Genomic DNA, 12,193 nt, shown 5'->3' on the forward strand with positions numbered 1-12,193 from the left:
TGCCGCCGGAGAGGCTCCCGGAGGGGTGCGGAAGCACCACCGGACGGTGCTCCGGGCCGGCCCGGCGGCCCCGGTCCGGAACCCGGCGCGTCACGATCGAGGAAAGATCCTCCCAGGGCACTAGGGTGATCCCTTTGCTCCCGCATTACTCTTGTGCCAAGGCCGCGCAGGGTGGCCGCCATGGAGGAGTGAGATGAGGAGCAGCAACCCGGTCTTCTCGCGACGGGGCTTCAGTCGCGACAACGGTCAAGCGGGCTTCAACGCGGCGCCGCAGGCCGGGGGCCCCGCCGTAGGAACGCAGAACCCGTACGCGACGAACCCGTACGCCACCAACCCATACGCGCAGACCGACCCCCAGCTCGGCGGCGCCGGTCCGCAGGCGCCCGCCCGCGCCGGGGTCATGACGATCGACGACGTCGTGACGCGCACCGCGTCGACGCTCGGCACGGTCGTCCTCACCGCCGTCCTCGCCTGGGTCCTGCTCCCGGTCGACCAGGACAACATCGGCAAGTCGTACGGCATCGCCATCGGCGCGGCCCTCGTGGCCCTGGTCCTGGCCCTGGCGCAGTCGTTCAAGCGCAAGCCGGTCCCGGCGCTGATCCTGGCGTACGCCGCGTTCGAGGGCGTCTTCCTCGGCGTGATCAGCAGCGCGGTCAGCACGTACCTCTCGCCGGGCGTGGTCGTCCAGGCCGTGATGGGCACGATGGCGGTCTTCGCCGGTGTGCTGATCGCGTACAAGATGCGCTGGATCCGCGTCACGCGCCGGTTCTACGGCTTCGTGATGGCCGCCGCGATGGGCTTCGTGCTCCTCATGGTCGCCAACCTGCTGTTCAGCGTCTTCGGCGGCGGTGACGGCCTCGGCTTCCGCAGCGGTGGCCTCGGCATCCTCTTCGGTGTCATCGGCATCATCCTCGGCGCGTGCTTCCTGGCGCTCGACTTCAAGCAGGTCGAGGACGGCGTCACGTACGGCGCGCCGCGCGAGGAGTCCTGGATGGCGGCCTTCGGCCTCACCATGACGCTCGTCTGGATCTACCTGGAGATGCTGCGGCTCTTCTCGATCCTGAGCGGCAACGACTAGCACCGACGGCGATACGCCTCACGCGATACGGCGAAGGGGTCCACGGGCGGCAGCCCGTGGACCCCTTCGCCGTATCCGCTCGGTGGCCGGCCGCGGCGGCCGGCGCGGCCGGCCCTGCCGTCAGCCCAGTCTGCGGGCGGCCCGCCTCAGGTCGTACTCGTGGATGATCGCCTTGGCGTGCCCGTACGCGAGGTCGTACTCGCCGCGGAGCCAGGCGACCTTCTCGTCGAAACGGACAAGGGCGGGGCCGTCGTCGACCGCGCGCAGCCAGTCGGTGATCTCGCGACCGGTGCAGTGTGGGATACGGGACAGCAGGTTGCGGTGGGTCTCCTCGGAGAAAACAACGGACATCGGCGCCTCCGGACGCTGCTTCGCGCGTACTGGTCCTTCACGTCACCGTGCCTCAGCGTTCGCCCGTTGGCAACAGTCCGGGGAGGGCGCGTAGGGTCGCGGCGTGCTTGATACGACGCGCCTGACCGCCGCCGTGGACCGATTCGCCGACCGGCTGCGGGCAGCCCCGCAGAGCAGGTTGCAGCGAGGGGCCGCGGCCGAAGGGCTGGCTCTGGCCAGGGAATTGTCCGTGACCGCCCAGCGCATCGAAGCCCCGGACGGCCCCCCGCAGGGGCCGCCGAGGATCATGCCGGACGTCGGTGTCTTCGCCGTCGCCGATCAACTCACCGTCGCGGCCGGTGATTTGGCGGAGGCATTGAGAACGGCCCCATCCGTGGCGGAACTGGACGAGGCCGTGCGGGCGGTGGAGCGGGCCGTGGCTAGAGCGAAGCTATGACGCGGTCGGCGAGAATGTAGATGTGGTCGTCGGCGGAGGCGTCCTCACCCCTCGTACCCGCGTTCCCCGCGCACGTGGCGCCGTCCACGCCGGCGGCGGCGCCGCACGAGAACGTGAGGGCGTAGGCCCCGGAGACACCCGAGCCGCCCAGCAGGAACGGCGTACCGCCGTCGCGCAGCGCGCCCGCGAGGCGTTCCGCGGTCTCGCGGTGGCCCGGGGTCATGCAGAGCGTCGTACCGTCGGTGAAGACGTACACGTCGAGCGTGCCCAGCGGGCCGGGCCGGACGTCGGCGAGCGCGGTACGGGCGTCGGCCAGCTCCTCGAGCCGCGCGACCGTGCGCTCGTGGTCGGTGACGACCGGCGTGCGGACCGGCACGAAGTCGGGGTGCGAGGGGTGCCTGCGGCGGGCGGCGGCCAGCTCCGGGGAGTCCTCGGCGAACTCACCGATCTCGCTGACCTCACTCACCTCGCTCAGTTCGGGCAGTCCGTCGAAGTCCGCGTAGTCCCCGAGGCTCTCCAGCTCCTCGAACTCCCCGAGATCCGCGGCGTCGGCCTGGTCGCCCAGCTCGCCGCGCTCCCGCAGCCCGGCGAGTTCCGCCAGCTCCGCGAGATCGTCGTAGTCGTCCTCCGTGGCACGGCGGGCGCGGTCGGCGCGGTCGAGCGCGTCGAGGTCCAGCGCCTCCAGACCCACGAAGTCGGCCTGGCGCGGCACGTAGAAGGGTCCGTCCTCGGCGCCGGGACCGACGAAACCACCCAGCAGCGACGGTGCGTCGGTGGCGTCACGGGCCTCCTGCGCGGCCCAGAAGGCACGCGCCTCGGCCAGCTCCCGCTCGCGCTCCTCGGCCAGGGCCTCGGCGACCGCCAGCCGTATGTCCTCGGTGGACGTGGCGGCGGCCGGCGCCGATTCGCCGGAGCGTGCCTGCGGTACGGCGGCGTGGCCGCCCGGATTCGCCAGGGACAGTTCGCCGCGCAGGGCCGTGACCTCTCGCCGCAGCCCGTGAGCGGCGTGCAGGGCGGCGACGCCCACGGCCGTGGCGGCGGCCGTGGTAAGCAGCAGGGCAATAGACATGGCGCTCACTGACTTACTCCCGGTCTTCAATGGTCCCCCGACTTCCTACATCAGCTTGTCGTGGGGGCGCACACGTCGGCAGTGCATTACGTCATGAATTGGACAGGTCTTTCGGCCTTACGGTCGGCCCGCCACTGCCGTGACCAGGGTAATTTGGTCTCCCCCAGGCGGTAGGTCACATCCTGGGGGAGATTGAGTCACGACTGGGGCTCGACGGGATTCAGCTCAGCCGCTCGATGACCATGGCCATGCCCTGGCCGCCGCCGACGCACATGGTCTCCAGGCCGAACTGCTTGTCGTGGAACTGGAGCCCGTTGATCAGCGTGCCCGTGATCCGGGCGCCCGTCATACCGAAGGGGTGGCCGACGGCGATCGCGCCGCCGTTCACGTTCAGCTTGTCGAGGTCGACGCCCAGGTCGCGGTAGGAGGGGATGACCTGCGCGGCGAACGCCTCGTTGATCTCCACCAGGTCGATGTCGTCGATGCCGAGGCCCGCGCGACGCAGCGCCTGCTTGCTGGCCTCGACCGGGCCGTACCCCATGATCTCCGGCGAGAGGCCCGAGACGCCGGTGGAGACGATCCGGGCGAGCGGGGTCAGGCCCAGCTCGCGCGCCTTGGTGTCCGACATGATCACGAGCGCGGCGGCGCCGTCGTTGAGCGGGCAGCAGTTGCCGGCCGTGACCAGTCCGTCGGGGCGGAAGACAGGCTTCAGGCCCTGGGTGGTCTCCAGGGTGACGCCGGCGCGGGGGCCGTCGTCCTTGGCGACCACGGTGCCGTCGGGCAGCGTGACGGGGGTGATCTCGCGCTCCCAGAAGCCGTTCTTGATGGCTTCCTCGGCGAGATTCTGCGACCGCACGCCGAACTCGTCCATGTCGCGCCGTGTGATGCCCTTGAGCCGGGCCAGATTCTCGGCGGTCTGGCCCATCACGATGTACGCGTCGGGGAGCAGGCCGTCCTCGCGCGGGTCGTGCCAGTCGGCGCCCTCGGAGGCCGCGACGGTGGCGGTACGGGCCTCGGCGTCGGCGAAGACCGGGTTGTGGGTGCCGGGCATGCCGTCGCTGGAGCCGTTGACGGTGCGGGACACCATCTCGACACCGGCCGAGATGAAGACGTCGCCCTCGCCCGCCTTGATGGCGTGCAGCGCCATCCGGGAGGTCTGGAGCGAGGATGAGCAGTAACGGGTGACGGTGCAGCCGGGAAGGTGGTCCATCCCCATCTGTACGGCGACGATCCGGCCCAGGTTGTGGCCCTGCTCGCCACCGGGGAGGCCGCAGCCGAGCATCAGGTCGTCGATGTCGCGCGGGTCCAGCTCGGGGACCTTGGCGAGCGCGGCCTGGATGATGGTGGCGGTCAGGTCGTCCGGCCGCAGCTCCTTCAGGGAGCCCTTGAAGGCCCGGCCGATGGGGGAGCGGGCGGCAGAGACGATCACAGCTTCGGGCATCACGGCTCCAGAGGGGCGGGTGCGGTACGGCGGAAGTGCCGTCTTGCGAAGTTACCCGCACGTATGGCCCGGGTCACCGGGCCGGACGTGTGACGAGGGCCGCAGCGTGCCACGCCGAAAGCTGCTAAGCAAACGCTCAGGCGGTCCGGCGTCATCTGCGGTTGGCCCCCTCCTTCGGGGACGGCGGAGGCGGCGGCGCGGCCGGCTCCGTCTGGGTGGGCTCCGGCTCCGGCAGACGCCTGCGCCTGCGGTGCTTGAGCAGGGCCCACGGCGCCCGCGCCCCCGTGACCTCGGTGCCCGCCTCGGCCGCCGCCGCCGATGCCGCCTTCGCCACCGTCAGCATGTCCTCGTCGCGCGAGGAGTCCAGGTGGTCCGTCTCCGGCCAGAGGCCGAGCACCGCGCAGAGCGTCGGCAGGACGGCCATCGCGGCCGTCGCGTACCCCTCGGTCGAGGGGTGGTAGTTGTCGGCGCCGAACATCTCGCGCGGGTTCGCCTCGAACTCCGGCCCCAGCAGATCGCCGAGCGAGACCGTACGGCCGCCCTGCTCCACCGCCACGATCGTCTGGGCCGCCGCCAGCTGTCTGCTCACCCGGCGGGCCAGCCAGCGCAGCGGCTGGTACACCGGCTCGATCGTCCCCAGGTCCGGGCAGGTGCCGACGACGACCTCCGCGCCCGCCGTCCGCAGCCGCCGTACCGCCGCCGCGAGATACCGGACCGAGGCCGTGGCCGACATCCGGTGCGTGACGTCGTTCGCGCCGATCATGATCACGCAGACGTCCGGGGCCCGGAACGCGTCCGCGAGCAGCACCGTCACCTGGCGTTCCAGATCGTCCGACTGCGCCCCCGGCTGTGCCACGTTCCGCAGGTCCACCGGCCGCTCCGCCACCGCCGCGAGGCCCGAGGCGAGCAGCGCGCCCGGTGTCTGGCCCGCCCGCCGGACGCCCTGGCCGGCCGCCGTGGAGTCGCCGAGCATGCCCATCCGGATGGGCTCCGTGTGGCCGTACGCCAGCCCGTACCAGCCGTTGCCCCGCGGCGGGATCGGCGCTGTGCCGCCGCCGACCGACCGTTTCGCCAGCTGCACCTCGGCCAGGACGAGCCCCACTCCCGCGGCTCCGATCAGACCGACGCTCCCACCGCCGAAGGCGGCGCCCGCCGCGATCCGCCGTGCCACCCTCGCTCTCGACACAGTCCGGGTCACCTCCCTTTAGCCGTACACGCGCTGTAGCCGTTCACACACTGCGATAAGACCGGCAAGAGGTCATTGCCCCGTAACGGGCGTGGCCCAATCTCTTCCGCGTACGCATACGCTGGCCGGACCATCACGGAGACCCCGGAGACAACGGTGCAATTCCACGACTCGATGATCAGTCTGGTTGGCAATACCCCGCTGCTGAAGCTGGGCAATGTGACCTCGGGCATTCAGGCGACCGTCCTGGCCAAGGTCGAATACTTCAATCCCGGCGGTTCGGTGAAGGACCGGATCGCCCTGCGCATGATCGAGGCGGCGGAGGAGAGCGGCGAGCTCAAGCCCGGCGGCACGATCGTCGAACCGACGAGCGGCAACACCGGCGTCGGGCTGGCGATCGTGGCCCAGCAGAAGGGCTACCACTGCATTTTCGTATGCCCCGACAAAGTCTCCACGGACAAGATCAATGTGCTGCGGGCCTACGGCGCGGACGTCGTCGTCTGCCCCACGGCGGTCGACCCCGACCACCCGGACTCGTACTACAACGTCTCCGACCGGCTGGTGAACGAGACGCCGGGCGCCTGGAAGCCGGACCAGTACAGCAACCCGAACAACCCGCGCTCGCACTACGAGACCACCGGTCCCGAGCTGTGGGAGCAGACGGACGGGCGGATCACGCACTTCGTCACCGGCATCGGCACGGGCGGCACGATCACCGGCACCGGCCGGTATCTGAAGGAGGTCAGCGAGGGGCGCGTCAAGGTCGTCGGCGCGGACCCCGAGGGCTCCGTCTACTCCGGCGGCTCGGGCCGCCCGTATCTGGTCGAGGGCGTCGGCGAGGACTTCTGGCCGAGCGCGTACGACCGGACCGTCACCGACGAGATCGTCGCCGTGTCCGACAAGGACTCCTTCCAGATGACGCGCCGCCTCGCCAAGGAGGAGGGCCTGCTCGTCGGCGGCTCCTGCGGCATGGCGGTCGTGGCGGCGCTGCGGGTCGCCGAGCGGCTCGGCCCGGACGACGTGGTGGTGGTGCTGCTGCCCGACAGCGGCCGGGGCTACCTCAGCAAGATCTTCAACGACGAGTGGATGAACGACTACGGCTTCCTGGAGCAGGCCGGGGACGCCCCGCGGGTCGGTGACGTCCTGCGGTACAAGGAGGGCGGCGGCCTTCCCTCGCTCGTTCACATGCACCCCGAGGAGACGGTCGGCGAGGCGATCGAGGTCCTGCGCGAGTACGGCGTCTCGCAGATGCCGATCGTGAAGCCGGGCGCCGGCCACCCGGACGTCATGGCGGCCGAGGTGATCGGCTCCGTCGTGGAGCGCGACCTGCTCGACGCGCTGTTCGGGCGGCGCGCCTCGCTCGGCGACCCGCTGGAGAAGCACATGTCGGGCCCGCTGCCGCAGGTCGGCTCGGGCGAGCCGGTGGCCGACCTGATGACGGCGCTGAGCGGCAACAACGCCGCCGCCGCGGCGATCGTGCTGGTGGAGGGGAAGCCGACGGGCGTGGTGAGCCGGCAGGACCTGCTCGCCTTCCTCGCGAAGGACGCGAAGGACGCGAAGGACGTCAAATAGGGGCCCGGCCGGGCCGGGTGGCCCCCGGTGCGGGGCTTCGTGAAAGTGGTACCAGCGCGACATCTACGCGCAGCACGCACTTAACACGGCTCGGCCACAGTGGTTGTTGTCGGCGTCAGTGATCTCCGGAGCGGCTCCCGGACCCATGGACGCCACGCGGACACGGTGCCGGAAACTGACCCGGCCCCGAGTCCCTCGCGGGGACCGCCGTCGTCCCGCCCTCCGGAAACGGGGGTGCGGCGGTCCCCGCGACATTCCCGTTTCCGGCGCGGCCGGTCCACCCCCCGGTGGACCGGCCGCGACGCTGTGCGGGGTCGAATCCGCCGGACGGTACCGCCCGCCGGACACCCCTTCGTCCTCAGTCCTCCCAGTCGGACGACTGCTTCGACTCGCGCGTACCTCGGCGTGCCCAGGGCACACCGCCGACCGCCTGTGCCACATTCACCCCGACGATGCCGAGCCAGGCCACGCAGAGCCCGCCGACATCCGCCTGCACCGCGGCTATCGCGGAGAGCGGGATGGCCAGCACCAGCGTGACGACGGCGAAGCCGTAGCGCTCGGCGAACGACGCCCCGGCGCTGGGCGGGCGGGCGCCGCGGGCGACGACCATCTGCTGTTCGGCGAGCTGGCGCCGGACACGGCGGTCGGTCGTGCTGTCGAGGCGCTGATCGAGCTTCTCCAGGAACGACTCGACGAGCGCGGACTCGTACTCGGGCCCCAGCTCGCGGCGGGCCTGAAGGGTGGCGTCGAGCTCCTTCTTGAGCTCAGGGTCGCGGGCTTCCATGGCCACCACCGTACGAAGCCCGAGCCCCCGGAACAGTGGGGCTACCCCCCCTCTTTGCCTGTGGGGTACCTCAGGTGACGCCCGGCGTACACGGTGCCCGCGCGCTCCTTGCCGGGCTGCATATAGTCATGCAGAGTTGTCATTGACTGAATAGATCGCCAATGCCCCGAAGGGTGGTGCCCCTCATGCCGGACGGTCGTGCCGCCGCCGTACGCCCCGCCCTCGTCGTCCTCGACGGCCAGAGCCTCCCCGTCGCCGACATCGTCCGGCTGGCCGACGGGACCGCCCGGCCCGTGCCCGGCACCGACGCCATGAAGCGCGTCGAGCAGTCCTGGCACACCGCGCGCGAACTCGCCGCCTCCGGCCGGGTCTACGGCCGCTCCACCGGCGTCGGCGCCAACCGCACCGAGGCCGTCCCCACCGACACCGCCGCCGATCACGGACTGCGCCTGCTGCGCAGCCACGCCGGTGCCATCGGCCACCCGCTGCCCGCCCGCGAGGTCCGCGCCATGCTCGCCGTCCGGGCCAACCAACTCCTCGCCGGCGGCGCCGGACTGCGCCCCACCGTCGTCACCGCGCTCTGCGACGCCCTGACCGCCGGCGCGCACCCGGTCGTCAACGAGTTCGGCTCGGTCGGCACCGGCGACATCGCCGCCCTCTCCCAGCTGGGCCTGGCCCTCGTCGGCGAACACCCCTGGCAGGGCGGCCACCCGCCCGAGGCGCAGGCCCTCGACAACAACGACGCCCTCGCCCTCATCAGCAGCAACGCCCTGACGCTTGGTCAGGCCGCCCTCGCGCTGGACGAGTTGGGCCGCCTCATCGCCGCCACCGAACTCGTCGCCGCGCTCTCGCTGCTCGCCGTGGACGGCAGTTACGAGGCGTACGCCGAACCGGTCCACGCCGCGCGCCCGCACCCCGGCTCGTACGCCGTCGCCACCCGGATGCGGCACATACTCGGCGCCCCCGAACGCCCCACCCCGCCGCTCGGCCGTATCCAGGACCCGTACGGCTTCCGCTGCGTGCCGCAGGTCCACGGACCGGCGCGGGACGCCGCCGACGCGCTGGAGAGCGCGCTCGCCGTCGAGATCAACTCCGCCGCCGAGAACCCGCTGATCTGTCCGGGCACGGACGACGACCTGGCCCCCGCCGCGTACCACCACGGCGGTTTCTATCTCGCCCAACTCGCCCTGGCCCTGGACCACTTCAGACTCGCCGTCGTCCAGACCGCACGGCTGTCCACCTCCCGGCTCTCCGCACTGAACGAGCCCGGCTTCACCCGTCTGCGGCCCTTCCTCGCCGACGCCGAGCCCGCGAGTTCCGGCGTGATGATCCTGGAGTACGCGGCCGGGGCCGCCCTCGGCGACCTGCGCGCGTTCTCGGCGCCGGCCTCGCTCGGCCACGCGGTACTGTCCCGTGGCGTGGAGGAGCAGGCCAGCTTCGCCTCGCTGGCCGCACGCCAGACGCTGCGGGCGTGCGAGGCGTACCGTCTCGTCGTCGGCTGCGAACTCGTCGCCGCCGTAAGGGCGTTGCGCCAGCGGGACCTCAGGCCCGAGCCCGGACTGCCCGTCGGCAGGGCCTTCGCGCTGGCCGAGTCCGTACTGGAGGCGGAGGTCGCCGACCGGCCGCTGACCGACGATGTGACGGCGGCGGCGCGGCTGCTCGACCAACTCGCCTCCACGGCGGACGACATGAGGCGTACGGGCCCGAATGGCACGAGCTGCCCGAACGGCGCGACCGCCGGGGCGGGTACCACCGGTATGACAGGCACGACGAGAGGGATCGCGTGAGCGACAGTCCGGCCGCTCGGCTCCAGCAGCTCTTCGAGGGGCACCGGCTCACGCCCACCCAGCGGCGTATCGCGCACAGCATGGTGCGCCGGGCCGTCGACGCGCCGTTCCTGTCCAGCGTCGAACTGGCCGAACTCGCCGGGGTCAGCCAGCCCTCGGTGACACGTTTCGCCGTCGCGCTCGGCTTCGACGGCTACCCGGCGCTGCGCAAGCACCTGCGGGACGTCGCGCCCGCCGGCCAGGACGCGGGCGCCTCCGAGTACAACGAGTACCAGCAGGCCGTGCACGCCGAGTTGGAGAATCTGCGTCAGCTGGCCGACCTGCTCGCCGACGCGGGCCCGGTCGAGCGGGCGGGCCGCGTACTCGCCGCCTCCAACCCGCTGCCCGTCCTCGGCCTGCGCGCCGCGTCCGCCCAGGCCAAGGGATTCGCCTACTTCGCCGCCAAGGTCCACCCCGACATCCGGCTCCTGGACGAGGGCGGCACGATGCTCGCCGACCGGGTCGACGCGGCGCGGCGCGCGGGCGCGAGCGCGCTGCTCTGCTTCGCGCTGCCGCGCCATCCCAAGGAGGTCGTGGAGGCGCTCGACTACGCGCGCGAGGCCGGGCTGTTCGTCGTCACGGTCGCCGACTCGGCCTTCGCGCCCGTCGCCGCCCACAGCGACCTGCTGATCCCGGCGGCCGTCGGCACGGGCCTCGCCTTCGACACGGCGTGCGCGCCGATGCTCCTGGGGCGGGTGCTGCTGGAGGCCATGTGCGACGACCTGCCGGACGCGCAGGCGCGCCTGGAGGACTTCGACGGGCGGGCCGCCGCCAGGGGCCTGTTCGTCGAATAGAGGCCCGCGGTGTCGCCGTTCTCAGGAAAAGCTCAGGAAACCGCATTAATCTGCCCGCCAAAACTTCGGTGAACCGGTGAACCGGTGAAGAGGAGGCGGCCGTGGGACGCGGAGGGCAGCAGTCACTGGCGCGCGTGACGGTGATCGTGAGGGCCGGTGCGGCCCCGATGTGGTGGCTCGGGGTACTGGCCGCCGCCGCCGGGGTGTTGATCCCCGGACTGACCGGCCGCTGGGTCGGCCTGTACGCCGGGGTGGCGGTGTTCGTCCTGAGCGCGGCCGCCGTCGCGCTCGTACGACGACGGCGGTACGGCGGCTGGGCCGAAGCCGCCTCGCGCGCGGGGAAGTTCGACTACCTCCAGGACCGGGCGGTGACGCTGCGGGTCTGGCGGCGGGCCCATGTGTGGTGGCTGGTGGGCGCGTTCGTCGCGGCGGTGGGTGCCTCGTTCGCCGTACCGGTCGCGGGCGGCGCGGCCCTCGCGGGCGCCGGGGCCGGGCTGTGGCTCAAGGCCGTGCTGCTGGGCCGTGGTGAGCGCGCGGGCGCGGAACTGCTCTGGGTCCGTACCGACTGGGCCGGGCGTGGCAGCCCCGTCGGCAAGAAGGTCAGGGGCTTCCGTACGACCGGGGTCGAGGCCGGGGACGCCGTACCGGGTGGGGCGCGGCGCCCCCGGGAGAAGCGGGCCGAGCGGGAGGGGACTCCCGTCAGACCTCCAGTTCGTTCTCGATCTTCTTGAGCTGGTGTCTGGCCATCGCCAGATTCGCCCGCTTCTTGTCCAGCGCCAGATAGAGGAACAGACCGTTGTTGCCACGGCCCTTGAGCAGCCGGATCAGGTGGTACTGGCTGCCGAGGGTGATCAGGATGTCCTCGATCTCCTCCTTGAGGCCCAGCATCTCCATCGTGCGCACCTTGGCCCGCACCACGTCGGTGTTCCCGGCGGCGGCGACCGTCAGATCGAGGTCCTTGCCACCGCCCAGGGTGCCGAGGGCCATGCCGCTGCTGTAGTCGACGAGGGCGGCACCGATGGCGCCTTCGATGGAGGTGGTGGCTTCTTTGAGGGCCGCTTCGGTGGTGGCCATGGATGTCGCACTTCCTTTTCGTCTCTGGGTCGCTCGGGCGGATGTTCTGCTCGGGGTCAGGGGTCAGGCGTTCTCCCGTCGTTCGAGGGCGCGGTCCACGAGTTCGCCGATCCGGGCGCCTGACCGGCGCGCCTCCAGATGGAGCCGGCCGACATTGATCCGGGGCTCGGCGAGCACGGTGAGGACGGCGGATCCGCCGGCGGCGTACGTGGCCACATAGCCGCGCTCGCCCCTGATGAGTAGTTCGCGGAAACCGCCCTGGCCCGTGCTGTCGGTCAGTCGCAGGGAGACCCCGAGCGCGGCGGCGGTCAGGGCGGCGATGCCCTCGGGCTCGATGCCCGGTCCCGCGCTCCCGTCCGTTCCCCCGCCCGAGATCTCCTCGGCGAGGACGAGGCCGTCGGTACTCGCGGCCAGCGCCCCGGTGAGCTGGGGGACGCGGGCACGCAGCCGCCGTAGCTCCCCGAGGACTTCGGCCTCCGCCGTCATCAGCTGTCTCCTCTCGCTGCGCATCCGCAGGGCGCGTCTCACAGGTTTGCCTCCAAGGCGTCACGGAGCCTGCGGAGCAGGGCGATGTCGGGGTCG

Annotated in this window: 13 protein-coding genes; 6 read left to right on the top strand and 7 right to left on the bottom strand. The window is 71.8% G+C overall.

Going from position 1 to position 12,193, the window contains the following annotated elements; genetic code table 11:
* Positions 1-193 precede the first annotated feature (193 nt).
* Complete coding sequence (locus tag P3L51_RS06615; protein WP_354604113.1) at positions 194-1,078, top strand: Bax inhibitor-1/YccA family protein; 885 nt, start codon at positions 194-196, stop codon at positions 1,076-1,078.
* A gap of 120 nt (positions 1,079-1,198) precedes the next feature.
* On the opposite strand, the gene P3L51_RS06620 is transcribed toward P3L51_RS06615, so the two are convergent.
* Positions 1,199-1,429 (bottom strand): DUF4287 domain-containing protein, encoded by a 231-nt coding sequence (locus tag P3L51_RS06620; RefSeq protein WP_354604114.1) that lies wholly within the window; start codon positions 1,427-1,429, stop codon positions 1,199-1,201.
* 103 nt (positions 1,430-1,532) lie between these two features.
* Here P3L51_RS06620 and P3L51_RS06625 point away from each other — a divergent pair, with 103 nt between their 5' ends.
* Entirely contained in the window at positions 1,533-1,865 is a 333-nt protein-coding gene (locus P3L51_RS06625; RefSeq protein WP_354604115.1) for a hypothetical protein, read from the top strand.
* Here P3L51_RS06625 and P3L51_RS06630 read toward each other — a convergent pair.
* The 3 genes from P3L51_RS06630 to P3L51_RS06640 all read right to left on the bottom strand — a co-directional run bounded on the left by P3L51_RS06630 (position 1,849) and on the right by P3L51_RS06640 (position 5,546).
* Positions 1,849-2,934, bottom strand: coding sequence for a hypothetical protein (locus P3L51_RS06630; RefSeq protein WP_354604116.1), 1,086 nt, complete (start codon positions 2,932-2,934; stop codon positions 1,849-1,851). The genes P3L51_RS06625 and P3L51_RS06630 overlap by 17 nt on opposite strands.
* Positions 2,935-3,154: 220 nt before the next feature.
* A complete protein-coding gene (locus P3L51_RS06635; RefSeq protein ID WP_354604117.1) occupies positions 3,155-4,375 on the bottom strand; it encodes an acetyl-CoA C-acetyltransferase in 1,221 nt (406 codons plus the stop codon).
* Between the two features lie 151 nt (positions 4,376-4,526).
* Positions 4,527-5,546 (bottom strand): SGNH/GDSL hydrolase family protein, encoded by a 1,020-nt coding sequence (locus P3L51_RS06640; RefSeq protein WP_354604128.1) that lies wholly within the window; start codon positions 5,544-5,546, stop codon positions 4,527-4,529.
* 171 nt (positions 5,547-5,717) lie between these two features.
* On the opposite strand from P3L51_RS06640, the gene P3L51_RS06645 reads away from it, so the two are divergent.
* The gene (locus tag P3L51_RS06645; protein WP_354604118.1) at positions 5,718-7,133 is read left to right on the top strand and encodes a cystathionine beta-synthase; all 1,416 of its coding nucleotides are present in this window, start codon (positions 5,718-5,720) and stop codon (positions 7,131-7,133) included.
* Positions 7,134-7,491: 358 nt separating this feature from the next.
* Here P3L51_RS06645 and P3L51_RS06650 read toward each other — a convergent pair whose 3' ends face one another.
* Complete coding sequence (locus P3L51_RS06650; protein ID WP_354604119.1) at positions 7,492-7,917, bottom strand: hypothetical protein; 426 nt, start codon at positions 7,915-7,917, stop codon at positions 7,492-7,494.
* A gap of 185 nt (positions 7,918-8,102) precedes the next feature.
* Between P3L51_RS06650 and P3L51_RS06655 the strand changes: the two genes are divergently transcribed.
* From P3L51_RS06655 to P3L51_RS06665, 3 genes are all read left to right on the top strand, one after another.
* Positions 8,103-9,704 carry an aromatic amino acid ammonia-lyase gene (locus P3L51_RS06655; RefSeq protein WP_354604120.1) on the top strand — a complete coding sequence of 534 codons (1,602 nt, stop codon included), beginning with the start codon at positions 8,103-8,105 and terminating at the stop codon, positions 9,702-9,704.
* Complete coding sequence (locus P3L51_RS06660) at positions 9,701-10,537, top strand: MurR/RpiR family transcriptional regulator (RefSeq protein ID WP_354604121.1); 837 nt, start codon at positions 9,701-9,703, stop codon at positions 10,535-10,537. The genes P3L51_RS06655 and P3L51_RS06660 overlap by 4 nt, the downstream gene beginning before the upstream one ends.
* Before the next feature lie 101 nt (positions 10,538-10,638).
* Positions 10,639-11,268, top strand: coding sequence for a hypothetical protein (locus P3L51_RS06665; RefSeq protein WP_354604122.1), 630 nt, complete (start codon positions 10,639-10,641; stop codon positions 11,266-11,268).
* Here the strand turns inward: P3L51_RS06665 and P3L51_RS06670 are convergent.
* Together P3L51_RS06670 and P3L51_RS06675 are read right to left on the bottom strand one after the other, a co-directional pair.
* Complete coding sequence (locus P3L51_RS06670) at positions 11,237-11,611, bottom strand: hypothetical protein (RefSeq protein WP_354604123.1); 375 nt, start codon at positions 11,609-11,611, stop codon at positions 11,237-11,239. The two genes, P3L51_RS06665 and P3L51_RS06670, sit on opposite strands and share 32 nt — an antisense overlap.
* Positions 11,612-11,674: 63 nt before the next feature.
* Positions 11,675-12,139, bottom strand: coding sequence for a roadblock/LC7 domain-containing protein (locus P3L51_RS06675; protein ID WP_354604124.1), 465 nt, complete (start codon positions 12,137-12,139; stop codon positions 11,675-11,677).
* Positions 12,140-12,193: the final 54 nt, after the last annotated feature.

It is taken from the genome of Streptomyces panacea (genome assembly GCF_040560175.1).
Lineage (GTDB): Bacteria > Actinomycetota > Actinomycetes > Streptomycetales > Streptomycetaceae > Streptomyces > Streptomyces panacea.